Source organism: Kineococcus mangrovi, assembly GCF_041320705.1.
GTDB classification, from domain to species: Bacteria; Actinomycetota; Actinomycetes; order Actinomycetales; family Kineococcaceae; genus Kineococcus; species Kineococcus mangrovi.
Genome location: NZ_JBGGTQ010000002.1, coordinates 593147 through 615752, shown reverse-complemented (window position 1 = coordinate 615752; position 22606 = coordinate 593147). Strand labels below are relative to the sequence as shown.

Sequence of the window (22606 nt, the reverse complement as noted above, 5' to 3'; positions counted from 1 at the left end):
GGGCGTCCCCCCGCCCACGTCCCCCCGGCGGGGTCTCGGACCTGCTCAGATGGGGACCGGTCGCGGGGGCGGCCACGGACCGGGGGGTTTCATCGTGCGTGCGTTCGGGGCGACGCTGGGCGTCGTCGTGCTGTCCACCTCCCTCGTCGTGACGGCCGGGCCGGCGTCGGCCCAGGACCGCCCCGGGCCGTTGCTGGCCCACACGGGCGTCTCGGCCGCCGGCGTCGACGGGCTCGACGTCGTCGACACCGGCACCGGCCGGCGGTGGCGCGTGGCCGACGGGCTCACCCACGACGCGAGCTGGTCGCCGGACGGCTCCCGCATCGCCTGGATCGCCTACGGGGCGGACGACCTGGGTCACGTCCAGGTCGCCGCCGCCGACGGGTCCGGCCGGACCCGGGTCGACGGCGAGGGGGACTCCCGCTCCCTGGCCTGGAGCCAGGAGGGGACCCTCGCCTGGTTCCACCGCAGCGCCTGGGCGCCCACCGACTGCTCGGCCGCCGACCGGTTGCGGCGCCCGGACCTCGTGCTGCGCGGGGTCGACGGCGCGACGCGCACGCTGGGGACGGTCGCGCCTACGGCCGACGAGCTGGAGCTGTCCCCGGACGGGGCGAGCGCCGCGTGGCGCGAACGCGGTGACGACGTGTGCGGCGCGGCGGGCACCCGCCTCGTCGTCGCGGACGTGGCCACGGGCCGGCAGACCGTGGTGCCCGGCGCCGGGGGCACCACGGGGCTGTCGTTCTCCCCGGACTCCACGACCCTGCTCACCCACCGCGCCACGGCCGACGGCGGGGACGTCGTGCTCGTCGACGTGCCCACCCGCACCGCCCGGCAGGTCCTGACCCCCGGGGCGGGGGAGACCCACCCCGTGTTCGTCGGCGACGGCACCGACCTCGCCGTCGTGCGCACCACGCCGGACGAGCGCACGCTCAGCGTCGTCGACCGCTCCGGCGCTCCCGTCCGGGACCTGGCCGAGCCGCCGGAGTTCGTCGAGGCGCTCACCGCCTCCACCGACCGCGTCTCGGTGCTCGTGGCGGGCCGGTCGCTGCCGTCGGCCGACGGTGCCGTGCAGGACGTGCAGGTGTGGCGCCAGCCGCTGGACGGGTCCGCCGCCACGGTGCTCACCGGCCGCGGCCGGGCCGCGACGTTCGAGGCGGCGGTGGCCTCCTGGCCCTCCGACGCCCCCCGCCTGGAACGCAGGCTGCGACCCCGGCGCTGAGGGGCCGGCGCACCTCCCCCCTGGTGCCGCCGCACCGCGGGGCTGACATGCTCCGCGGGGAGGGCCGCGGACGAACCCGGTCCCCGACGAGGGAACCGACGGAACGAGGAGCACGTGGCCGAGGCCTGGGTCGACCTGCTGGACACCGCACGGCTCACGGCGGTCGTCGACATCGGCGCCAACCCCATCGACGGTGACCCGCCCTACGGGCCGATGCTGCGGGACGGTCTGTGCACCGTCACGGGTTTCGAACCGCAACCCGAGGCCCTCGCCGAACTCCTCACCGCCGCCGGCCCGAACGAGCGCTACCTGCCGAACGCCGTCGGGGACGGCGGTGAGCACGAGCTCAAGGTCACGTGGATGGGCGGCATGACCAGCCTGCTCGAACCCGACGTGGAACGGCTCTCGACCCTCAACGAGTTCGCCCGCTACGGGGACGTGCTGCAGCGCAGCACCATCGCCACGACCCGGCTGGACGACATCGCCGAACTCGGCCCCCTGGACCTGCTGAAGATCGACGTGCAGGGCTCGGAGCTGACGATCTTCCGCAACGGCCGGCGGACGCTGGCGGACGCGGTCGCGGTGCACACCGAGATGTCGTTCGTGCCGCTGTACCGCGACCAGCCGCTGTTCGGCGAGGTCGACGCGGAACTGCGCGCACAGGGTTTCGTCCTGCACACGTTCGCGGCGCTGAAGAAGTGGCCCATCGCGCCGGGGGTGTTCGACGGGAACATCTTCAGCACCCACCAGCAGGCCATCGAGGCCGACGTCGCCTACGTCAAGGACTTCGCCCGCCTGCACGAGCTCGACGCCGAGCAGCTCAAGCACCTCGCGCTGCTGGCCCACCACGTCTACGGTTCCCACGACCTCGCCGTGCGGTGCCTGGCCCAGCTCGTCGACGGCGGTGCGGTCGACGCCGAGGTGCTGCCCGCCTACGGCGCGGCGGTGGGCCGTTCCGTGGCGACGAACGGTGTGCGCAGCGACCGCTGAAACCGCGGCCGCCGCTGGTGGTCCTCGTGCCCCCAGCGGCGTTGCAGGTCGACGCCCGGCGCCGGTTCGGCGCTGACGCCCGGGACCTGCAGGACGGCGACGTCGGGTCCACCGCGGTGCAGGTCCCGGGTCCGCCGGACGCTCAGGTGCTCCCCGACCCGGACGGGCGCCACCTCGGCGAGGTCGGTGAGCGTCGCGCCCACCAGCTCCACGGGGCGGTCCAGGTCCACGCGGTAGCGGGCCCGGCCCAGCACCGCCGCCGGGGGTTCCCCGCGGTGCACGCGCGGGTCCTCCAGCACGGCGAGCGCCGCGCCGTCGCGCAGCCACACACCGGCGTCGGCACCGGCCAGCAGGGACCGCACGCAGGCCACGACGTCGGCCACCGCGGCACCGGTGTCCCGCAGGCGGACGACGACGTCGGGGTGGGCCCACACGAGCTGGTCGCCACGGGTGGCGCGGCCCGGCACGAAACGGGCCAGCGTCAGGCCCTCGACGTTGCGGGACAGGCGGGCCTGCGCGTCCTCGGTGCGCCCGGCGAAGTCGGGCCCGTCGTGCCAGGCCACCGCGTCCCGGACGTGCCGGAACCGCGCCCCGCGCAACCAGCAGCGGTGCGCGAACTCCCAGTCCTCCCCGCCGTAGGCGCTGAACGCCTCCTCGAAACCCCCGGTGTCCTCGAACAGGCGGCGGGTGGTCGACAGGACGGCCGAGATGACGAACCGGTAGGCGTCGTCCCCGGCGTCGGCGAGGTCGGCGGTCCGCTCGTACGCCTCCCGCAACCAGGCCGGTTCGTCGAACTCGCGGGGGGCCGGTCCGTCGCCGGTGAACCAGCGGCGCAGCCCGTCCGGGGTGGTGGCGGACAGGTCGGCGTGCCGGCGGCGGCCGACGACGAGGTCCGCACCGGCCACGACGGCACGCACGACGGCGGAGACGTAGCCGGGTTCGGGCACGGTGTCGGCGTCCAGGAAGCACAGGACCTCGCCCCCGGCTGCGGCCGCGCCGAGGTTGCGGGCGGCGGCCGCGCGGAACCCCTCGTCGGCCTGCCGCAGGACGCGCACCGGGTAGGGCCGCGGCCCGGGGTCGGGCGCCTGCCGGGAACCGTCGTCGGCCACGAGCACCTCGAGCCGGTCCAGGGGGTGGTCCTGCAGCTCCAGCGCGGCCAGGACGAGCGCGAGGTCGTGCGGCCCCTCGTAGTGCGGCACCACCACCGACACGAGCGGGACGATCACGCCGGGACCCCGGCCAGGACGGGACGGAGCAGGGCGACCGTGTCGGCGACCGTGGGCCCCGGCGCCGTCCCCGGCCGCGCCCAGGTGAGGTCCGGCTGCGCCCAGGCGCGGGCGAGGGCGTCCGCGAGGCCGCCGGGTTCGTAGACCAGCAGGGCGCCGGGTGAGCGGTCCTCCAACTCGGTGACGTAGTCGCTGCGGGGCACCAGGGGCCGGCGCCCGGCGCCCGTCCACGCGTTGATCGACCCCGAGGCGGACAGGTGCTCGTGCGGGGCGACCGGCAGCACCGGTGAACGCAGCAGCGCCGGCAGGTCGGCGTCGGGGACGTAGCCGGTGACCTCGCACGTGCGGCCCACGGCCCGCGCCTGCGCGGCGAGGGAGGCGAGGAGGTCCTCGTGCCCGTCCGAGGGCCGCCCGACCGCGGTGAGCCCGACCCCCGGCGGCAGCGCGTCCAGGGCCGCCAGCACCTGCTCGTGGCCCTTGCCGGGGTACAGGTAGCCCAGGACCGCCACCGTGCGCAGCGGCGTCCCCGGTGCCGCGGCGGGGGTGCCGGTCAGGTCGGGGACGGGCAGCGGCACGACGGTGCAGGCGACGTCCGCCCCGCACGCGCGCAGCAGGCGCTCCTCGTGCCGGCTCGCCACGACGACGTGCCGGGCCGCCTGCGCCACCCGCCGGTAGGCCGCGCTGCGGCGGGGCAGGTTCCGGGCGCCGTCGCTGACCTGCGGGAGGTCGTGCAGCGACACGACGAGGTCGCGGCCGGCGGCCAGGGCGACGAGCACGTCGGCGGCCTCCTCCGGGGACCGGCCGAGGAGCCGGTCGGTGACGTGGACGTGGACGACGCCCGCGGGGGCCCCCGCCAGCGCCGCGGCGAGCCCGTCGGCCCCCGGCCGGGCGGGGGCGCGGACGAGGTGCGTGCCCACCTCGTGCCGCAGCACGTCCCACTGGGCCAGGGCCGCGGCCGCGACCCCGTGCTCGGCCGGGCCGACGACCAGCTGGACGACGGCGCGCGCGGGCGACGGGCTCACGCGGCCAGCTCCGCCGCGGCCTCGGCGTGCCGGGCGAGCCCCGCCTCGGCGACGCCGGGGTGCTCGGCGTACCAGCGCAGGTGCGCCGCGCGGACGTCGGCCTCGCTCCTCACCCGGCCGTGCACGCGCCAGTCCGGCCGCCCCGGGCCGGGGATGCCCAGCGCGTCGAGCACCTCCGGCAGCACGGGGGCGTGGACGCTGTCGAGCAACGTCCGCCCGGGGTCGGCGACCTCGCCCACCAGCCCGGCCGCCGCGAGGACCCGCTCGGCCAGACCGCGCAGGACGGGGTTCCCGGGGTGGTTGACCGTGCGGGTGGCCTCGGCCCCCGCGGCCTCGAACAGGTCGACGACGGGCAGCGCGCCGTGCCGCTCCTGCCGCGCGACCAGCTCGCGCGCCGACAGGTCCCGCACGGCTCGCACGGCCCGCGCCGAGGGCACCGCGGGCAGCTCCGGGCGGCCCGCGGCCACGGTCAGGGTGCGCAGGTCGTGGTACGGCACGACGGGCGGCTCCCCGGCTCCGGGGGAGCGCACGATGACCTGGAACGGGTGCAGCGCAGCCCACCGCAGCACCGGGACCACCACCAGCCGCGGCCGGCGCGGGGCACGGCCGAGGAGCTCGGCGGTCCCCAGCGGCAGGTCGCGGTACCCCTCGCGCACGGGCTGGGAGACGAGCACGTCGACCTCGTCGAGGACGCGCTGCAACCGGGGCAGGTCCTGCGCGGTGAGCTCGTGGACGGGCGGGACCCGGACGGTCCGCACGGGGGTCGACCCGTCGCCGGCGAGCAGCACCCGCAGCGACTCGGCCTGGCAGTTGCCGTGGACGAGGACCAGGGGACGCCCGTCCCGCTCCGGCGACGACAGCGGCTCGAGGCCGAAGAAGTGGGCGTAGTGCTGTTGCCGTCCGGTCACAGCCGCACCCTAGGGGGCTCCGTGCGGGTGCACCGGGGGAGCCAGCGCACGCGCACCCGTCCGGGACGTGCTTGCATCTGCGGGTGCCCCGTCCCGCGACGACCCAGACCACCGCCCCGCGGCGGCTCACGGTCGCCGTCCTGGGGCCGAGCCGCTTCCCCGTGGCCGAACCGTACGTCGGGGGCCTGGAGTCCTTCGTCGGCGGTCTCGTCGCCGCCCTGCGCGCCCGGGGCCACCGCGTGCTGCTGTTCGCGGCGGCCGGTTCCACCGGCGCCCAGCCCGAGGTCCTGGCCGGCGGCGGCTGGGAACCGGACGAGCTGTCGCGCGAGGACCCCTCGATGCCCGCCGAGGCGTTCCTGCGCGAGCACCAGGCCCACCTCACCGTCCTCAACGCGCTGCGCACGACCTACGCCGGCCAGGTGGACGTCGTGCACAACAACTCCCTGCACCACCTGCCGCTGACGTTGTCCTCCACGTTGCCGTTCCCGACGGTCACGACGCTGCACACCCCGCCGACGCCGTGGCTGACGGCGGCGCTCGCGGCGGGCGGTTCCTCGCACGCCTTCACGGCGGTCAGCCGGTTCACGGCGCGGCAGTGGGCCCCCTGGGTCTCGGCCGCCGACGTCGTCCACAACGGGGTCGACCCCCGCCGCTGGGCGCTGGGGCCCGGGGGAGGCGGGCTGCTGTGGTTCGGCCGGCTCGTGCCCGAGAAGGCGCCCCACCTGGCGATGGACGCGGCCGCCCGCGCCGGTCACCACCTCGACCTCGTGGGTCCCGCGCTCGACGCGGGGTACTTCTCCGCCCAGATCGCCCCCCGCCTGGGGCCCTCGGCGACCTGGCACGGCCACCTGGGCGGCGCGCAGCTGTCGGCCGCGGTCGGCCGGGCCGGCGCCGTCCTGGTGACCCCCGTGTGGGAGGAGCCGTTCGGGCTCGTCGCGGCGGAGGCGGCCATGTGCGGGACGCCGGTCGTCGCCTTCGACCGGGGCGGGATCAGCGAGGTGCTGCGGCCCAACGTCGGTGACCCCGCGGGGGTGCCGGCCGGTGTCGTCGTCCCCGCCGACGACGTCGCCGCGATGGCCGCCGCGATCCCGGCCGCCCTCGCCCTGGACCGGGCCGGGGTGCGGACGGCGGCGCTCGCCCACCTGTCCGCCGCGACCATGGTCGGCCGCTACGAGGCGGTGCTGCGCGCGGCCGTGGCCGGCGTCCCCGGGGCCCCGGGCCGCGGGGTGGGTGCCGTGAGCGCCGTCCAGGACCGCGTCGCGGCGTCGTAGTCGACGAGCCCGGCCTCGCGGAACTGCTCCAGCCAGCCGGTCATCGGCCACCACCCCCACCGGCGGTGGAACACCGCGCCGTTGCGCAGGATCGCCGCGAGGTGCTGCACGGGCGGGTTCCGCGTCGGGTGGTGCTGGTGGAACGCGGCGGCGCCGCCGACCCAGAACAGGGAACCCCCGAGGTCGCGCACGGTCGCGGCGACGTCGGTGTCCTCCCCGCCGTAACCGCGGAACTCCTCGCAGAAACCCCCGAACTCCGCCCAGTCGGCGGCGCTGACGGCGAAGGACAACGACCAGAACAACCACCACTGCGACTCCTGCGCCCGCACCACCTCACCGGCGGCGGGTGCGGGGCGCGCCGGGTGCGGGTCCGCGGCGGCGGGCAGCCGGTCCAGGTCGCCGGGCCCGTGCACGCGGACGTCGGGCGGCAGGTACGCGACGGGTCCGCACAGCAACCGCGGTCCCGGGTGCGCGCGGACGCGGTCGGCGGCGTCCCGGTAGGCCGCGACGAGCCCGGCGGCGGGGACGCAGTCGACGTCGAGCAGGACGAGCAGGTCGGCGCCCAGGGCCGTGGCGGTGCCTGCCGCGGCGTTGCGGGCGGCCGCGAGGGGGAGTTCCCCGTCCTCGGCGACGGGCACGTCCAGGACGACGCGGCGGGTCCCGGCGGGGGCCGGGACGGAGTCGAGGACGTCCCTGACCGCGGGGTCGCCCATCGCCGCGACGACGTGCCACTGCGGGGGCGGTTGCGAGCGGGCGAGCCCGAGCAGCTGCCCGCGCAGGTGGTCGTGCCGGCCGGCGACGATCGTCAGGACGGCCGTGCGCTGCCCGTCGGCGGCGGGGCCGTTCACGCCGGCACCCCGCAGCGGTCGGCCGCGGCGTCCAGGAACGCGGCGGCGCGTTCGGCCCCGTCACCGGGGGCCCACCGGCGCCACGGGTCCGCGCCCACCGCGCGGGCGCGTTCCAGCAGGGCCGGCCAGGCGTCCGCGGCGGGCCAGGCGTCGACGGCGACGAGACCCTCGGCCCGCAGCAGCTCGACCCGCCGCAGCTGCTCGGCGAACGGGCGGTCCTGGGCGACCACGACGGCGGCGCGGCGGGCGGCGGCGACCTCGGCGACGGCGTTGTGCCCGCCGTGCACGACGACGACCTCGGCGCGTTGCAGGGCGGCCCACACGTCATCTCCCGCAACGGGTCCCGTGTCGCCCACGGCCAGGGCGGACCCGGGGACGCGGAACTCCCACGTCCACCCCGGCGTCGCGGCCCGCGCCGCGCGGAACTGCGCGTCGGAGACGTCGCGGCCGCCGCTGCCCCACAGGACCAGTACGGTCCCCGGCCGCGTCGCCGCCGGGGACGTGGCGCGGGCGTCGAACCGGGAGAACGCGCCCACGTGCACGACCGGAGTGCCGGGGCCCCCGGTCGCGGGGGGTCCCGGCCAGGGCGCCAGCAGGGCCTGCGCGAGGTCGCGGCCCAGGCGGTGCGCGGGGTCGTGCCGGTCGCCGAGCATGGCGGCGACGACGACCGGCACCCCGCACAACCGCACGAGCGCCGTCACCTCCACCGAGACGTCGGTGACGAACAACCGCGGACGGTGCGCGGCGATCCACGCCGCGATCGTCGCGTGCCGGTCCTGCAACCCGTGGTGGTGCTCGGGGACCCAGTGCAGCCGGCCACCTGCCGTCGCGGACGCGGGGTCCACCGGTGGGGTGTCGTCGCGGTCGAGGGTGACCCAGCCGCCGGCGAAACCCGCGGGCCGCGGGGCCGAGCTGAACGCCGTCACGGGGGTGCGCAGGTGCCGGCTCACGGCGACGAGCCGCTGGAGGTGCCCCGCGCCCTGGTGGTGGACGTACCAGCCGATCACGCCGGGACCACCGGCGCGGTCCCCGGCACCGGACCCGGCGCAGCGACCACCGAGCGGTAGAGGGCCTCGTGGGCGCGGGCGACGTCCAGCCGCTGCGCGCCTCGCTCACCGGCCGTCGCCGCCGACCCCGGGACCCCCGCGAACGCCCGGCGCAACGCGCCGGCCACGGCGCCGGGATCGGCCAGGTCGGCCTCGACGAGGGGCTGCTGCTCATGCAGGAAACCCACCCGCTGGGCGAGGACGACGGTGCCGAGGTCGTGGCACAGCTCCAGCCACCCCGAGTGCGTCCCGTGCGCGTAGGCGAGCACCGAGACGTCCAGGTCCCGCAGGTACTGCTCGAGCTCGTCGTCGTCGAAGCGGTCGCGGACGTGCAGCCGCACGGCCCCGGCGGCGGCGGCCTCCCGCAGCCACGCGGTGAGCTCGGCGTCGTGGCGCGGGAAACCCTCCTCGAGGGCTTCGGCGTGCACGTCGACCCGGACCGCGACGGGTGTCCCGCCGTCCGTCAGCTCGCGGGCGGCCACGACCAGCGAGCGCAGCACGGGCAGGGCCTGCAGGTTGGCCCGCAGGCTCTTCAGGTGCACCCCGACCACCCGGGGGGACCGCGGCTCGCGGGGGGCGCCGACGCGCGCGAGCGGCGCGACGTGCGGGTGCGGGACGACCTCGGGCCGGCGGCCCCACCGGTCCTGGACCTGCGCCGCGGCGCCGGGGGTCAAGGTCACGAGGCCGTCGGCCGCGGGGACGAGGACGTCGAGCAGGGCGGTGTAGCCCTCCTGGGTGCGCAGGTGCGGGTTCTGCAGGTCGTGGACGGTCAGGACCAGGGACCGTCCCGTCCGGTGCAGGGCGTCGACGAGGGCCCGCAGCTGCGCCGGGGTGCGCCCCTCGAAGCCGAAGTGCAGGTGCAGGACGTCGAAGTCCGCGGCGTGGGAGAGCACCCAGTCCGCCTCCAGGGCCCGGGCGGGGTGCCACCCCGGGCCGTCCGGGGTGCCGTCCTCGACGACGAGGACCCCCGGCACGCGGTCGTCGTGCAGGTGGTCGACGTAGCCGTGGGCTCGGGGGACGTGCAGGACCCGCACGGGGGCGGGACGGGGTTCGGGCAAGACGGGGCTCCCGGAGCAGTGCGTGGTGCGGTCGGTGGTGCGGCCCGCTGCTGGAGCCGTCCCGGGGGAGGCCATTCAACCCCGCCCCGGCTCCGGCGCGCGTCCAGCGCCAGACCCGGTCACCGGGAGGTGCGCCGCAGCACCATGAGCGTCAGGTCGTCCGTGGGGCCGTCGCCGACGTGCCGGGCCACCGCGCTCAGCACCGCGTCGGCGACGTCGTCGGCACTGGTGGGCCCGCCGCCGCGCAGTTCGTCCAGGGCGCTCAGGAGGCGGTCGTCGCCGAAGAGGTCGCGCGTCGTCGACGTGGCCTCGGTGACCCCGTCGGTGTAGAGCACGAGGTGCTCCCCGACCGCCAGGTCCAGCCGGTCCTCGTGCAGGTCGGGGTCGTCGAACGGACCCAGGAGCATCCCGGGGACCCCGACGAACCGGCTCGCACCGTCTGCCGGGACGAGCACCGGCCGCGGGTGCCCGGCCAGGGACAGCGTCACGGACCGCTCGTCCTCACCGGCGGGCAGCTGCACGGCCGCCACGGTGGCGAAGCGGTCGCCGAGGGTGTCGTGGACGGCCCCGGCGACCTGGCGCAACGCCTCCGCCGGTCCGGGGACGATGCCGAGCACCCCGCGGACCGCCCAGCGCAACGCGGCCGTCGTGGCGGCGGCCTGCGGACCGCGCCCGGACACGTCGCCGATGACGGCGACGGCGGTTCCCGACGGCAGGACGCGCAGGTCGTAGAAGTCCCCGCTCACCTCGCCCCGGCTGCCGTCGTCGCGCGTCGCCGGCTGGTAGCGGACGGCGATCTCCCACCCCGGCAGGTCCGGCAGCCGGCGGGGGACGAGCTGGCGCTGCAGGTGGTCGGACAGCTCGGCCGCCTCGTCCTGCACCGCGTCCCGCGCGGCCTGGGCCTGCACGCGGGCGGTGACGTCCTGCTGGACGGCGACGTAGTAGCGGACCGACCCGTCGTCGTCGGGCAGGGGTGAGAGGGACAGCTCGTTGCAGAACACCGACCCGTCGCGCCGACGGTTCGGGATGAGCACAGTGCCGCCCGCGCGACGCTCGACGAGGGAACGGATCTGCGCGGCCGGTCCACGGGTGTCGTAGCCGAGGTCGTCCAGTCCGTCCTGGAGGAACCGGCAGTTGCGGCCCACGGTCTCGACCGCGGGGAACCCCGTCGTCCGGGTGAAGGCGTCGTTGACCCACACCACGGGTTCGTTCGGGAGCGAGACGTCCGCGACGCACACGGCCTGCTCAGCAGCTCGCAACGCCGAACCCAGGAGACGGTCCAGACCACCCGGTCCCACGGTCGCGGCCGATGCGTCACCCGCACCCGGGCCCCCGCCCACCGGGGCGGGGGCCTGAGGACGGATCACTTGTCGTCGAGCGCGTCCTTGGCCTTCTCGTGCTCCTGACGAGCCTCACCCATGGCCTGGTCCTTCTTGCCCTGGGCGATCTGCTCCTGGTCGTCGGTGCGCTTGCCGACGGCTTCCTCGGCCTTGCCGACGGTCTGCTGCACGACGTTCTTGGCCTTGTCGGCGATGGACATGCGGGTCCTCCTCGGTTGCGTCGGTGTTCGACACCCCAACCCTAGGAACGTCCGGCCGGACGCGCACCCGGAAACACCGGGCCCGCAGCCGGTGTTGGGGGAGGTGTCGAGCGCGGCCCGTCACGGGCCGCCGACCGGACCGCAGGAGGAGATCCCATGACCGATCAGCAGCGTGACCTGGCCTGGCGCGTCGTCGTCGCCGCCGACGAGGCCGGTGTCTCGTACAAGGACGCCATCAAGGCCGACCTGTTGAAGGACCCCCGCGTCAAGGAGGTCATCGACGTCGGGGTCGGGTCCGACACCGACAAGACGGCCTACCCGCACGTGGCCGTGGCCGGGGCCCGCAAGATCGCCGCCGGGGAGGCCGACCGGGGGATCTTCGTGTGCGGGACGGGCATGGGGGTGGCGATCGCGGCGAACAAGGTGCCCGGGATCCGGGCCTCGGTGGCGCACGACTCCTTCTCGGTGGAGCGGCTGGTGCTGTCCAACGACGGTCAGGTCCTGACCTTGGGTGAGCGGGTCGTCGGGCGGGAACTGGCGCGGCGGCTGGCCCGGGAGTTCCTGGGGTACGTGTTCGACACCTCCAGCGCCTCGGCGGCCAAGGTCGAGGCGATCACCGGGTACGAGACGGCCGCCACCGACGGGGAGACCTCCGCCTCGACCTGCTGAGTCCGGCTGAGTCCGGCTGAGTCCCAGGACATCGGCGACAGTTCGGCACCACGACACCGGTGACACGTCCGGCGGTCCCGGTGGTCACCCCTCCCGGTCCACGGGACGTCAGCGGTTCGACTGCGCCGCATCGACTCCGTGGTCGTGGAGGTCATGGTCTCGTCGAACGGCCACGTCTCGCGTCCACGGGTCTCTGCGTGCGGGGTGTTCTGCTGCGAACTGCTCGATGGCAGGACACCGATGGCCCGGCGGACGCCGCGGAGACCGCTCGGCCCCTGTCGCGTCGGATCGTCACGCGCCGTCGTTGAAGTCCTTGCTGTCGCGGAGCTGCTCCACCAGTGGGCTGAACGTGGCCGGGTCCGGGCGCAGGACGGCACCGGTGCTGGAGAACACCAGGTCACAGCGACCGGTGACGTCCACGAGCAGGTAGGTGTACTCCCGCAGGTAGCGCTCAGTGGCCGTGTTGTCGGGGTTGTGCTCGTAGTCCGGGGTGGTGAGCAGGTCGATCTGCGCCTGCTGTCCGGGCTCGAGCAAGCAGTCGGGTTCGCCCTCCACGCGGGCGGCGGCGTCCACCGCCTCCTGCAAGCGGGAGAGCAGGTCCGGGTCGTTGGTCTGCCCCGTCCACGCGTTCGTGGTGTCCGTGATCGTCGCGCCGGCCACGGGATTGGCGCTGGCACGGGCAGGGGCCTGTCGTTCCCCGGACGGGGCTGGATGGTGAGACTGTCCAGCAGGTCGTGGACCTGCGCCTCGTCACCGGCGAGCTGCACCCGCACCCCGCGTGAGGGGACGCTGACGATGGCGCTGCTCTCGTCGCCGTGGGGGATGTCGTCGAGGTGGACGGGCACCCCGTCGATGAGCTTGAGCCCCGATGCGACTCCTGATCCTCCCGTCCACTGCCGCACCGCCCACGGCACCACCAGGGCGCCAGGACCGTCCTGGGAGAGTTCGCAGTCCGGTCCCAGGCTCGCGGTCGGTGCGGCCACCACGGTGATCGCACCGGGAGCCACGCACGCTGCCTGCGCCGAACCGGCCCTCAGCTCGTAGCCCTGCGCGATGACCTGGACGCCGTTGACGCCGCGATCGGTGGTCTCGATGCCCGGTCAATCGACGCCATCACTGCTCAGGACGTGCCAAGCACCGTGAAGTCGAGTCCCAGAGGTCATCAAGCTCCCACCGCACGGCGCCGTCCTCGACCTGCGGCCGCCAGTACCGGCACGGCGTCTGCTGCTCCAGGTGATCAGCCACATCGCTCAGCATCTGCGCGATCGACCACCACACCGGGCCAGCACCGTCGAAGGCTTCATCGATCCACTCCGTCACGCAGCCGTGCCGAGGACCACGGCGGCAGTCAACGAACAACGCGTCACCGGACTGGTTCTCATCCAGCGCGATGAAGGCGGGCAAGAAGGCGCCGGCGACCTGCCCGGCCTCGTGCTGGGCGACCTCGGCGCGGTGCTCGGCGGCGTCCCCGTCGTCAGCGGTCACGTCCTGCTCGATCTTCAGCCGCAACTGCCGGTCCGCCAGGGCCCGGGCCAGCGACATGGGGCCAGACCACCCCGGCAGCACCCCAGCCCCAGCCTCGCGGTCCCAGCCGTCGTGCAGGCTGAACCACGTCCGAAGCTGCTCTGGCCAGAGCACGCCGGTCCGTTCTTCGACCAAGGTCCGCTCCCGCGCAGGCGCCGGGGGGCGCAGGCTCGCGGCGGTGGCGGGTGCGTGCGTCCGCAGCCAGGCGGTGATCCGCGCCCACGCTGTCTCAACCGAAGGTTCCTCGTTCACGGAGTCATCCTCGCGGCCGGCGCGAAGCGCGGGGGGAGGAAGTTCGCGGTCATCCCGCGTGGTGCGCGGTCTCGAGCTGGCGCCGACCTCGCGGTCGTGTCGAGATACGAGTGGTCACCCGCCTGCAGAGCTGGCTCCGGGTCGACCATTACGCCAGGCTGCAGTGATGACCGACCATGCTGGCGATGAGATCGACGACGTCGAAGAAGCCCTCACCGGCGGCAACATGGGAGGCGCTACCCGCGTCGGCGACAGCGTCCGCCGTCCGGCTGGTGCTTGGACACCCACCATTCAGCGCCTCCTGGCTCATTTGCGTCAGCGAGGCCTCACATGGGTCCCCGAACCGCGAGGGGTCGATGAGTACGGTCGAGACAACCTTTCGCACCTGCCAGGTGTCGTCCCCCAGGACCCGATGCCGGAATGGGTCTGGAGCGACGAGGTGCTGGTTCGCGCGGCGGACATGATGGCCCAACTGCACCAGGCCACGATCGACTTCAACCGCGACGAATCGGTCTGGCGGTTGCCGGCCCACGAACCAGTCGAGGTGATCTGCCACAACGACTTCGCGCCCTACAACATGGTCTTCACCGATCAGCGTCTCAGCGGGGTGATCGACTGGGACACCGCCTCTCCAGGACCACGAGTTTGGGACCTGGCCTACCTGGCGTACCGCCTCGTGCCGCTGAGCCACCCCGCCAACGCCGATGGACTGGCCAGCTCACTGCCAGAACGGGCAAGGCGCTTGCGCTTGCTCTGCCGTACCTATGGTCCTGCTGCGACTCCAGCTGAGGTGGCGAGCGTGGCCGTGCAGCGACTGCACGAGCTTGCTGCCTTCACCGAGGCGCGAGCTGATGAGGGACACGAGCATGTGCGCAGCCACGTTGACCTTTACCGCCGCGACGCGTCGTGGCTTGCAGAGCACACCGACGTGCTGTGCGCGCCTGCGAGTTGATTCACCCGGCGATCGTGGAGACCCGACGTCACGGTCACCCGCGGTGCGCGCAGCGCTCGGCCAGGGCGCGATAGGGGCACCTCAACCATCATCGGCCCGTCTCAGCAGCGCGTCAGGGGCTCCTCACGTCGAGCAGCGCGTCCAACCCTCGGTAGTCGTCGAGGTTGGCGGTGATGAGCGGAAGGTCGTGCGCTCGAGCGGTCGCCGCGATCATCAGGTCCAAGCGCCGGGGCCTGGGCTCGCGACCGATCGCCACCACGGCTGAGTCGATGTCGTGGTAGGCGTCCAGAACCCGCCGGGACACGGGGAAGGGGTCGAAGACGGCTGCGGCGGCGTCGTACCGGCGCTGTCGCGCCGCCCGAACCTCGGGGTCGGCGACGCTGTCGATCCCGCCGGCCAGCTCGAACATGGTCAGGATGGAGATGGAGGCGTCTTCGACGACGATCCCGTCGATGAGCACGTTGCTGTCGATCAGCACGGCCACGGGCGAGGTCACCGTTCCTGACGACGGGACGCGCGGGTGTACGGGGCGTCCACCTCGTCGTCGAAGACCTCGCGGACGTCCCGCTTCCAGTCGTCGGCCTGCTCGGCGCTGAGGGGCGCGTCGGCGTAGAGAGCCCGGAGGGTGTCGGCACGGACGAACCGCTGGGGCTTGGCCGGAGGTGGGGTCATCTTCAGGATGCCGAAGCTCTCGCCGTTGATGGTGACTTCGAACTCCTCGCCGTCACGCAGCTCGCGGAGGATCTTGCCGCTCTCGTTGCGTAGCTCGCGCTGACTGATCGTCCTCACGTCACCAGCGTAGCAGTGAGTTGCTACAGGTGGCAGCCCCATCGGGTGGATCTACCAGTCATCCCGCGGTGCGCGCAGCGCACGGTCATCCGCTGACCAGGACGTGACGACCTCATGGACGTGCCGATCTGCGTGCTGCCTGCCGAGCGCATCGTGTGAACCGAGCACTGGCTGCGCAGGGAGGGTTGCTCGCCGCGGCAGTTCCGGCGGGCAGCTGAGCCAGCCGGCGACTGAGCGATCGCACCGACGTCACGGTCATCCCGCGGTGCGCGCAGAGCGCACGGGCATCCCGCGGTGCGCGGGCGCACGGTCATTCCGCGTCCAGGAGGTCGGCGGGCGCCTCAGCTGGCCACCGACTACACGAACCGCCCGAACAGCAGCCCGAGCACGACGAGCCCACCCCAGACGCCAGCGACCACCCGCGCCGGCACCGGAACCGACCACACCCGCGCACGCTCCAACGGCGCACTCACGACCCCCGCCGACCCTGATGGCTGCAGGTGCCGCTCGTCGAAGACCGCGACCCCCCGCATCCTCATCAAGGCGGACTGCTCAGCTGCCACCAGCCAGATGCGACGGCCATCGGCCAGGACCAGCACCGGCCACATCACGCCCTCGCGCACAGCGACGATCAGCCCCCGCGAGAGGACATGACAGGACAAGGGGTTCTGTACCAGCACCCTGTTTGACCCCACCTTCACGTACGGCACCGAGAAGACCAGGACAGCCAGCACGCTGGCCGCGGCGAAGCAGACGCTGACCAGCACCGCCTCGCCCCGGGTGGCCGTCGGCGGATGCGAAGGGGCCAGCCCCATCGGGTCGTTCAAGCACCAGAGGCCGGTGAGCATCACCCAGAGCACCCAGCCGGAGATCTGGTTGGCGCGGTTGCGCAGGACCTGCGTGGCATCACCGCCTGGCCGCCTACTGCCCACCCGTCACCTCTCTAGTCCCGTGGGTGATCATCCGCAGACCATCGGCAGACCGTCGGCAGGCTCACCCGTGTCGTGAGCATCATGCGATGCCAGCGCACCTGGCAGCAGTCGTCGGTGACGACCGCACGGTCATCCCGCAGATGGCGCGCGGTCCCGGTCGTTGGCGACGTCGCGGACACGTTGGTGTCAGGACGTGGTGACCTCCACGTCGTCGCACGTCAGACCAGCAGGGAACCCGCGTCCGGGTGCCCGAAGAGGCCCGGGAGTCCTCCGCTGTGCAGCAGCACCGTGCGGCGCCCGGCCGCGATCTCCCCAGCGGCCACTGCAGCGACCAACCCCGCCGCCGCCCGCCCGGTGTAGACCGGGTCCAGGACGACCCCCTCGGTCCGCGCCACCAACGACATGGCCTGGTGGACAGCGGCGGTGAGCACGGCGTACCCCGCTCCCACCTCTTCGTGACGGATCCGCAGCGGACCGGGTCCCGGTGAACCCTCCTCCCTCGCGAGGCCGACGGCCAGGTCGTGGACACGGGTCTGCGCGTCCTGGACGGCGCCGGTGTCGACCCCCAGGACCCGCTCCGTCCCCAGCGCGTGGACCAGACCCGCCATGGTGCCTCCCGACCCCACGGCGACGACCACCGTGGCCAGATCGGGAACCTGCTCCAGCAGCTCGACCCCGGCCTCGACATAACCCCGCGCACCCACGACGCTGGAACCCCCGAACGGGATGACTTCAGTGGCAGTTCCCTGCTCGCGCAGGGCGTGCGTCTCGTCCTCCACCCGGTCGGCCAGGTCATCGGGCCCCACGGGCCCGGCCCAGACGATGCGGGCACCGAAGAGGCCGTCCAGCAGCAAGTTGCCCCCGAACTCCTCCGGTGGCTCACCCTCCAGGACGAGGACGACCTGCAGACCGAGCCGCGCCGCAGCCGCGGCGGTGAGCCGTGCGTGGTTGCTTTGCGGGGCCCCGCTGGTGACGACGGCACGTGCCCCGGAACGCAGCACCGCCCCCAGGGTGTGCTCCAGCTTGCGGACCTTGTTGCCGCCACCGCCGAGTCCGATGAGGTCATCCCGCTTGATCACCAGGTCGTCCGCGCCCAACCCCAGCGCGGCCGCCAGCCGCGGTGCCGGTTCCACCGGCGTGGGGTAGGAGCCCAGCCGCCGACGAGCTGCGGGCCCATCGTCCTGACCAGCTGGGGTGGTTCGCTCGGAGGTCACCGGCTCGTCTCCTCGGGGTGTCAGTGCGCATGACGCTGGCCTGCGCGCGGCTCCCGCCGCTGCCCGCCGGCCACGATGGTGCCTCAGGAGCGTCGCCAGGACCGTGACGACGCGCACGGAGGTGATCGTGGCAGCCAGTACCAGGTGCGGCAGTGCTGTCGCAAGTGCCCGGGAATTAGTGCCCGGGGACGTGCACGAGCACGTGGTCCTGCGTCAGGCACTGTCGGCCCACGCGGCGACCACCTCGGTGCGGGTCTGATCGAGCATCTCGGCAGGGGCGGTCGGTCGCGATCGACGTCACGGTCATCCCGCGGTGCGCGGGCGCACGGTCATCCCGCGTGGTGCGCGGTCTCGAGCTGGCGCCGACGTCGCGGACATGTCGAGAAGCGAGCGATCCAGGACCGTCTGGTCTCACGCTCGACTTCGCGGGCAGAGTCAGTCGAAGTCGCGGACGAATCGACGTTCCGGGCGTCCCGCGGACCCGCGCACCTCGACGAGGTCGGTAGCCACCCAGCCCGCCCGCTTGTAGGCGCTGATCGCGCGTGCGTTGTCGGCGATCACCCACAGCTCACCGCGAGGACATCCTGTCCGGCCGGCGTGCTCCTGCACGTGCTTCAACAGCGCCCACCCTGCACCGGAGCCCCAGACCTCAGGGTCGGTGGCGAGGTAGCGGATCTCCAGGGACTTCCCTCGAGGAATCAGGATGCAGAAACCGATGGCGCGTGAGCCGCGACTCGCCAGGTGCAGTGAGGCGCCGTCTGCCTTCAGCGTCTGCTGGATGCCCGAGAGCTTCTCCTCCAGCGGAGCCACCGAGTGGAGCCGATCCCGCTGTGCCGTCGCTCGGGCCCAGATGCCTGCTGCTGCGCGCTCAGCACCGATGCCTTCGACCAGCTCGACCGCCACCTGTCCGTCCGTGACCTGCATGGACTCATGGTGGCGGGTACCGCTGATCAGCCGATCAGCGCACCGCGAGGAGGCTTCGGAGTTGGTCTCGGGCCTGGGAGGACGTTGCGGTCATCCCGCGCTGTGCGCGGTCGCGACTGACCGCCGACGTTGCGGTCGTGTCGATGGCCGCGCTGTGGCGCTCATGCCTCGACTGGGCGTCTTAGCCGCACGATGGGGACTGGCCCGAGACGGTCCATGACGGCGGTCTTGCCATCGGGCTTGAAGCCGAGAGTGGCGTAGAACGCTCGTGTCGGCGTGGTGTCGCGAGGTGTCCACAGCACGACCTCCTGCCATCGGTAGCGGTCCAGGCCAGCCAGCAGGTGCTGCATGAGACGACGGCCGGTACCGGAGCGCCAGTGAGTCGGAGCCACGTAGCAGGAACGCGCCTCGTAGACGGTGTTTGGATCGCAGTCCTCGTCCTCGCACGGATGCCCCATCGACCACCCGACGACGATGCCGTCCTCTGCAACGAGCTGGACTGCCCCAGGTGACATGGTCAGGAGGTCTTCGCGGCGCCGCTGTGGTGCGCCGTCGTAGCTGGATAGGTACTCGTCACTGACCACGCCAGCGAACGCCGACTTCCAAGCCGCGGCGTTGAGCTCCGCGATGGCCTCGGCGTCGTCGGGGACGGCCGGTCGTATCCACATCTGCTCGACCCTAGACACCGATCTGCACCGGAATCATGGCGCGCTGCGCGACGTCACGGTCATCCCGCCGATCGGGCGCGATCATGCGTAGATGAGCAGCCTGGATCCATCGACCCCTGAGCCGCACAAGCACCTCTCGGCGCCGGTCTCCACGAGCGACCACCAGGCCGAGCAGCAACCAGTGGATGAGGACGACCAGGCGTGGATCGAACCCATCGGGTGCGTCTTCCTCCTGAAGCACCCACGCGGTTACGCACAACGCTTGGAAGACGCGTTCAAACGCTCAGCCTCAGACGAATCCATGGAGCACGCCTGGCGCCAGGTCGAGAGCCGGCCGGTCGAGGTCTTCGTGTGGTTCCACAAGGGCGATGCGGAGGCCAAGTCCATCCCCAACCCCGGAGACGTGGCGATACGGGCGACGAAGAACACGGTGCGCGTACGCATGACCTCCACCGCGGCCTGGACGGGCGCCATCACACCTGCTGACGCCGCTGTCGCCAAGGACCACCGGTTGATCATGCAGGCGCTCGAACGACGGTTCGGCGTGTCCCTGTTGAAGCTTTGAGCTTGGGACAGGATCAGGCCCGACCACACGGTCATCCCGCGTGGTGCGCGGTCTCGAGTGACCGCCGACGTCGTGGACATGGCGATGAGCGAGGTCGAGCTGAGCGCGACGATCACCTGCACATCGCCGCGATCCGCGCGGTCATACCGCCGCTGACGAGCCCCCTGACAAGCTCTCACCAAGACTCGGTCAAGTGGCCGCAGTCGCAGCACCAGCACTGCTGCTCGCTCACCGCCATCCACTCCTCGCCGTGGTCATCGCGCCGCTCACACACGCTGCCCACCAAGAAGCCGCGGCTCAACGCCGGCTGCGGCTGCGCACGCACCCACCCCCACTCCTGCCCGTGCTGCTGCCACGTCCACACCTCCGCTCCCCGTACGACCCACGGCAGCGCAGGTACCGCGAGCAGCGCGGACAGATCCACCCCAGCCGGCAGCGGCGCTGGATCCCACCAGTCCTGCAGCGGCCATGTCCCGCTGGCCCGAAAGTCACGCACCAGCTGCTGCCACCGCACCCAGCGCTCATCGTCAACGGCGACGTCGCGGACGCCCGGCCCGAAAACCTCCACCGGGTCGGGCTCCGCACCGGCCAGGTAGCCGTCCAACCACGACTGGGCTGACGGGGACAGGACGTCCATGTCTTCCTTGGAGACGGTGAAGCCGACGTCCTCGTGCGGACAGTAGGCGGCGATCCGGCCGCGGAAGGTGTGCGGGTTGCCGATCACGTAGTCACGCCCACCGCAGCCACCGTGCTGGAACCAGCGCTGCACCTCGAGGGGGTAGTCCACTCCGTAGCGGGCCCTGGCCCTGCGGGCTGCCTCAGCGGCCGACACGTCTTCAGCGCCCGATTCGCCCTTGCCCATCAGAGCAGTCTTGCTGACACCGTTGAGGGAATGCGACACGCGCGGTCATCTCGCGGTGTGAGCGGTCTCGGGCGGCCGGTGACGTCGCGATCGTGACGAAGAGCGAGTCTGGCGTGCGGCGTTCACCCGACGCGGGCGCCCGGTGGAAGCACGTACTGGTAGAGCCGGCGGATGCGCATGCCCGGACCGATGATCAACTGCTCCTCAGGGCCCTCCCACTCCAGCGGTCTATCCACGTCGAGGCCGTCGTAGACGTCGAAGCGGACGACGCCCGGGATGAGGTCCAGGTGGTGAGGGTCCAAGTGCATGTGGGCGGTGACGGTCATGACGGCCCCAGTGGTGGGGTGCTTGATCACATCACCGTCGTAGAGGTCGAGTGCCTCGACGACATCGTTGGTCTCAACCAGGGGCGCCACCTGGAGGAGCCTGCCACCGGCACCGGCTCAGATTGCTCAACCCGCGCACATGAGACGCGCTGCGCGTGACGTCCCGGTCATTCCGCTGTGCGAGCGGGCGGTGTTGTCATGGTCGCTGGGTCAAGACGCTCGCCCAGGTGCTGCGGCCGGCCACGTGCTGCTCTAGCTGGGCAGAGATCATGGCCAGGACACGCCCGACGTCGTCATGGCGGGCGGCCAGGTTCGCGGTCAGCAGGTTCTCGTGGTGGGCGACCCGGTTGCGCAGCAGGTGCAGCTGACGCACCGCCTGGTCCAGGTCCCTGCGGGAGGTCCCGGGCTGGAAGGCGTGGTGCAGGTAGGGCCGCCACAGCGGGACTTCATGTGCGGAAGTGGACAGGTAGCGCCAGAACCCGAACGAGAACTCGGCCACGACCTTGCCACCCGGAGCGTTCGGGCCGCCTGCAGCCCGTCGAGCAGCCAGCACCTGACGGCGTGGGGTGTCGTTGGCGTCGATGCTGGTGCCGTCCTTGGCCCGCTTGGGCTGGCGAACGAAGAGGGTCGCGGGTGCCTGAGTCCAGTGCTCGGCGCCGGCGGGCAGCGGGACGCGGGCCAGGCTGGTGTCGTAGGCATTGCGCAACGCGACTTCCAGGTGCCCCAGGTCGTGCAAGATCGCCGCAGACATCGCCGCGTTCCAGTCGTACAGGGCCAGCGCCCGAGCCCGGTCCCCTGCCGCGGCGGCCAGGTAGGTGCCGAAGCGGTCGGCGGACAGTCAGTTCTCGACCCACGGGCCCGGTGGTTGCGGCACGGGGCTTGAATCTAGACCAAGCTGGTCGATACAGTAGGTGTCAACGAACTGCCCCGGATGACCTCTGACTTCACCGTCACGTCGCCGGGGCTTTTTCGTACCTGGCTACCGGGTGCAGCCCTTCCCGCGGCGCGGCGCACGGTCGTCCCTCGCTCCGGGCGACGTCTCGGTCATCCCGCGATGTGCGCAGCGCACGGTCATCCCGCGAGCAGGACGTCGAGGACCTGGTCTCCGCCGACGCCCAGGCCCCGGGAGACTGCTCCGGTGCCGACCGCCGCGCCGACGACCTTCTCCACCTACGACGGCGCAGCACCCCCGACGACGTGGGCCGCGGTCACCGATCTCTTCGTCTCCTGCTTCTCGGCCGCCCCCTACGAGGAGGACCCCGCTGACCTCGCGCTCATCGCGACGTGGGGACCGGCACAGCTCGCCCGGGCCAGCGGGCGCATGACGGTCGCCCAGCGCGGTCAGGACGTCGTCGGGTTCGCGCTCGTGCACGCCCTGGTCCACGACGAGCCGTGGCAGTCCATCCTGGCCGCCGTGGCCGGGTACCCGGCAGCCGACGACGCACTCGCGCGGCCCGACCGTGCGCTCGTCGTCCACGAGCTCGCGGTTCACGAGCGGTCCCGCGGGCAGGGCATCGCCCGCACCTGCCTGTCCGAGGTGCTGCGCGACCGCGTCGAGGAGCAGGTGTTCATCGGGGTCTACGAGAGCGCCACGGACGCCGTCGCCGTGTACCGGCGATGGGGTCTGGTCCAGGTCGGTGCATTCCGCGGGCCGGACAGCGACGTCACCCTGCTGGTGCTCGCACGGCCCCTGCAGGCGCTCCGCGCTCGGCTTTGACGGCGCTCACGTGGAAGTCCCCGGACCTGCTCCCGGTGGCCGGTCGTCCAGCGCCGGCGTCGCAGCCACCGGCCGGGTCTGCCG

General features: G+C 73.2%; 26 protein-coding genes. 7 read left to right on the top strand and 19 right to left on the bottom strand.

Features of this window, described 5'->3' with window-relative positions; all coding sequences use genetic code 11:
• Positions 1 to 94 precede the first annotated feature (94 nt).
• Both AB2L28_RS06055 and AB2L28_RS06050 read left to right on the top strand, forming a co-directional pair.
• On the top strand, positions 95 to 1219 hold the full coding sequence (locus AB2L28_RS06055) for a TolB-like translocation protein (RefSeq protein WP_370717826.1): 1125 nt from the start codon (positions 95 to 97) through the stop codon (positions 1217 to 1219).
• Positions 1220 to 1333: 114 nt separating this feature from the next.
• The gene (locus tag AB2L28_RS06050) at positions 1334 to 2209 is read left to right on the top strand and encodes an FkbM family methyltransferase (RefSeq protein ID WP_370717825.1); all 876 of its coding nucleotides are present in this window, start codon (positions 1334 to 1336) and stop codon (positions 2207 to 2209) included.
• Here the strand turns inward: AB2L28_RS06050 and AB2L28_RS06045 are convergent.
• Genes AB2L28_RS06045 through AB2L28_RS06035 form a run of 3 tightly spaced genes read right to left on the bottom strand, consistent with a single transcriptional unit; the run spans position 2152 to position 5365 of the window.
• Positions 2152 to 3435, bottom strand: a complete 1284-nt coding sequence (locus tag AB2L28_RS06045; RefSeq protein WP_370717824.1) for a glycosyltransferase — start codon at positions 3433 to 3435, stop codon at positions 2152 to 2154. The two genes, AB2L28_RS06050 and AB2L28_RS06045, sit on opposite strands and share 58 nt — an antisense overlap.
• Positions 3432 to 4457: a glycosyltransferase family protein gene (locus AB2L28_RS06040; protein ID WP_370717823.1), complete on the bottom strand. Its 1026-nt coding sequence runs from the start codon at positions 4455 to 4457 to the stop codon at positions 3432 to 3434. The genes AB2L28_RS06045 and AB2L28_RS06040 overlap by 4 nt, the downstream gene beginning before the upstream one ends.
• Positions 4454 to 5365, bottom strand: coding sequence for a WcbI family polysaccharide biosynthesis putative acetyltransferase (locus AB2L28_RS06035; protein ID WP_370717822.1), 912 nt, complete (start codon positions 5363 to 5365; stop codon positions 4454 to 4456). Before AB2L28_RS06035 ends, AB2L28_RS06040 begins: the two co-directional genes overlap by 4 nt.
• Positions 5366 to 5448: 83 nt before the next feature.
• Between AB2L28_RS06035 and AB2L28_RS06030 the strand changes: the two genes are divergently transcribed.
• The gene (locus AB2L28_RS06030) at positions 5449 to 6636 is read left to right on the top strand and encodes a glycosyltransferase (protein ID WP_370717821.1); all 1188 of its coding nucleotides are present in this window, start codon (positions 5449 to 5451) and stop codon (positions 6634 to 6636) included.
• Here the strand turns inward: AB2L28_RS06030 and AB2L28_RS06025 are convergent.
• The 5 genes from AB2L28_RS06025 to AB2L28_RS06005 all read right to left on the bottom strand — a co-directional run bounded on the left by AB2L28_RS06025 (position 6534) and on the right by AB2L28_RS06005 (position 11128).
• The gene (locus tag AB2L28_RS06025; protein ID WP_370717820.1) at positions 6534 to 7484 is read right to left on the bottom strand and encodes a glycosyltransferase family 2 protein; all 951 of its coding nucleotides are present in this window, start codon (positions 7482 to 7484) and stop codon (positions 6534 to 6536) included. The two genes, AB2L28_RS06030 and AB2L28_RS06025, sit on opposite strands and share 103 nt — an antisense overlap.
• Positions 7481 to 8491 (bottom strand): hypothetical protein, encoded by a 1011-nt coding sequence (locus AB2L28_RS06020; RefSeq protein ID WP_370717819.1) that lies wholly within the window; start codon positions 8489 to 8491, stop codon positions 7481 to 7483. The genes AB2L28_RS06025 and AB2L28_RS06020 overlap by 4 nt, the downstream gene beginning before the upstream one ends.
• Complete coding sequence (locus tag AB2L28_RS06015) at positions 8488 to 9588, bottom strand: glycosyltransferase family 1 protein (RefSeq protein WP_370717818.1); 1101 nt, start codon at positions 9586 to 9588, stop codon at positions 8488 to 8490. Before AB2L28_RS06015 ends, AB2L28_RS06020 begins: the two co-directional genes overlap by 4 nt.
• A 119-nt stretch (positions 9589 to 9707) precedes the next feature.
• Positions 9708 to 10847, bottom strand: coding sequence for a PP2C family protein-serine/threonine phosphatase (locus tag AB2L28_RS06010; protein ID WP_370717817.1), 1140 nt, complete (start codon positions 10845 to 10847; stop codon positions 9708 to 9710).
• 104 nt (positions 10848 to 10951) lie between these two features.
• The gene (locus AB2L28_RS06005) at positions 10952 to 11128 is read right to left on the bottom strand and encodes a CsbD family protein (protein WP_370717816.1); all 177 of its coding nucleotides are present in this window, start codon (positions 11126 to 11128) and stop codon (positions 10952 to 10954) included.
• Between the two features lie 156 nt (positions 11129 to 11284).
• Between AB2L28_RS06005 and AB2L28_RS06000 the strand changes: the two genes are divergently transcribed.
• Positions 11285 to 11797, top strand: coding sequence for a ribose-5-phosphate isomerase (locus AB2L28_RS06000; RefSeq protein WP_370717815.1), 513 nt, complete (start codon positions 11285 to 11287; stop codon positions 11795 to 11797).
• A gap of 291 nt (positions 11798 to 12088) precedes the next feature.
• Here the strand turns inward: AB2L28_RS06000 and AB2L28_RS05995 are convergent, their stop codons facing one another.
• Both AB2L28_RS05995 and AB2L28_RS05990 read right to left on the bottom strand, forming a co-directional pair.
• Positions 12089 to 12457: a hypothetical protein gene (locus AB2L28_RS05995; RefSeq protein WP_370717814.1), complete on the bottom strand. Its 369-nt coding sequence runs from the start codon at positions 12455 to 12457 to the stop codon at positions 12089 to 12091.
• Positions 12458 to 12910: 453 nt separating this feature from the next.
• Positions 12911 to 13573 (bottom strand): SMI1/KNR4 family protein, encoded by a 663-nt coding sequence (locus AB2L28_RS05990; RefSeq protein ID WP_370717813.1) that lies wholly within the window; start codon positions 13571 to 13573, stop codon positions 12911 to 12913.
• Positions 13574 to 13739: 166 nt separating this feature from the next.
• On the opposite strand from AB2L28_RS05990, the gene AB2L28_RS05985 reads away from it, so the two are divergent.
• Positions 13740 to 14525 carry an aminoglycoside phosphotransferase family protein gene (locus AB2L28_RS05985; RefSeq protein WP_370717812.1) on the top strand — a complete coding sequence of 262 codons (786 nt, stop codon included), beginning with the start codon at positions 13740 to 13742 and terminating at the stop codon, positions 14523 to 14525.
• Between the two features lie 112 nt (positions 14526 to 14637).
• On the opposite strand, the gene AB2L28_RS05980 is transcribed toward AB2L28_RS05985, so the two are convergent.
• From AB2L28_RS05980 to AB2L28_RS05955, 6 genes are all read right to left on the bottom strand, one after another.
• Complete coding sequence (locus AB2L28_RS05980) at positions 14638 to 15009, bottom strand: PIN domain-containing protein (RefSeq protein ID WP_370717811.1); 372 nt, start codon at positions 15007 to 15009, stop codon at positions 14638 to 14640.
• A gap of 8 nt (positions 15010 to 15017) precedes the next feature.
• Complete coding sequence (locus AB2L28_RS05975; RefSeq protein ID WP_370717810.1) at positions 15018 to 15314, bottom strand: type II toxin-antitoxin system Phd/YefM family antitoxin; 297 nt, start codon at positions 15312 to 15314, stop codon at positions 15018 to 15020.
• A 356-nt stretch (positions 15315 to 15670) separates the two neighbouring features.
• On the bottom strand, positions 15671 to 16246 hold the full coding sequence (locus AB2L28_RS05970) for a hypothetical protein (RefSeq protein ID WP_370717809.1): 576 nt from the start codon (positions 16244 to 16246) through the stop codon (positions 15671 to 15673).
• A 218-nt stretch (positions 16247 to 16464) separates the two neighbouring features.
• Positions 16465 to 17379: a pyridoxal-phosphate dependent enzyme gene (locus AB2L28_RS05965; protein ID WP_370717808.1), complete on the bottom strand. Its 915-nt coding sequence runs from the start codon at positions 17377 to 17379 to the stop codon at positions 16465 to 16467.
• Positions 17380 to 17895: 516 nt separating this feature from the next.
• The gene (locus tag AB2L28_RS05960) at positions 17896 to 18384 is read right to left on the bottom strand and encodes a GNAT family N-acetyltransferase (RefSeq protein ID WP_370717807.1); all 489 of its coding nucleotides are present in this window, start codon (positions 18382 to 18384) and stop codon (positions 17896 to 17898) included.
• A 161-nt stretch (positions 18385 to 18545) separates the two neighbouring features.
• Positions 18546 to 19070: a GNAT family N-acetyltransferase gene (locus AB2L28_RS05955; protein ID WP_370717806.1), complete on the bottom strand. Its 525-nt coding sequence runs from the start codon at positions 19068 to 19070 to the stop codon at positions 18546 to 18548.
• 73 nt (positions 19071 to 19143) lie between these two features.
• Here AB2L28_RS05955 and AB2L28_RS05950 point away from each other — a divergent pair, with 73 nt between their 5' ends.
• Positions 19144 to 19617, top strand: coding sequence for a hypothetical protein (locus tag AB2L28_RS05950; protein ID WP_370717805.1), 474 nt, complete (start codon positions 19144 to 19146; stop codon positions 19615 to 19617).
• 175 nt (positions 19618 to 19792) lie between these two features.
• Here the strand turns inward: AB2L28_RS05950 and AB2L28_RS05945 are convergent, their stop codons facing one another.
• From AB2L28_RS05945 to AB2L28_RS05935, 3 genes are all read right to left on the bottom strand, one after another.
• A complete protein-coding gene (locus AB2L28_RS05945; protein WP_370717804.1) occupies positions 19793 to 20518 on the bottom strand; it encodes a hypothetical protein in 726 nt (241 codons plus the stop codon).
• An 83-nt stretch (positions 20519 to 20601) separates the two neighbouring features.
• Entirely contained in the window at positions 20602 to 20895 is a 294-nt protein-coding gene (locus AB2L28_RS05940; protein WP_370717803.1) for a hypothetical protein, read from the bottom strand.
• A gap of 106 nt (positions 20896 to 21001) precedes the next feature.
• Complete coding sequence (locus AB2L28_RS05935; RefSeq protein ID WP_370717802.1) at positions 21002 to 21556, bottom strand: hypothetical protein; 555 nt, start codon at positions 21554 to 21556, stop codon at positions 21002 to 21004.
• A 387-nt stretch (positions 21557 to 21943) separates the two neighbouring features.
• Here AB2L28_RS05935 and AB2L28_RS05930 point away from each other — a divergent pair, with 387 nt between their 5' ends.
• Positions 21944 to 22522 (top strand): GNAT family N-acetyltransferase, encoded by a 579-nt coding sequence (locus AB2L28_RS05930; protein ID WP_370717801.1) that lies wholly within the window; start codon positions 21944 to 21946, stop codon positions 22520 to 22522.
• Positions 22523 to 22606: the final 84 nt, after the last annotated feature.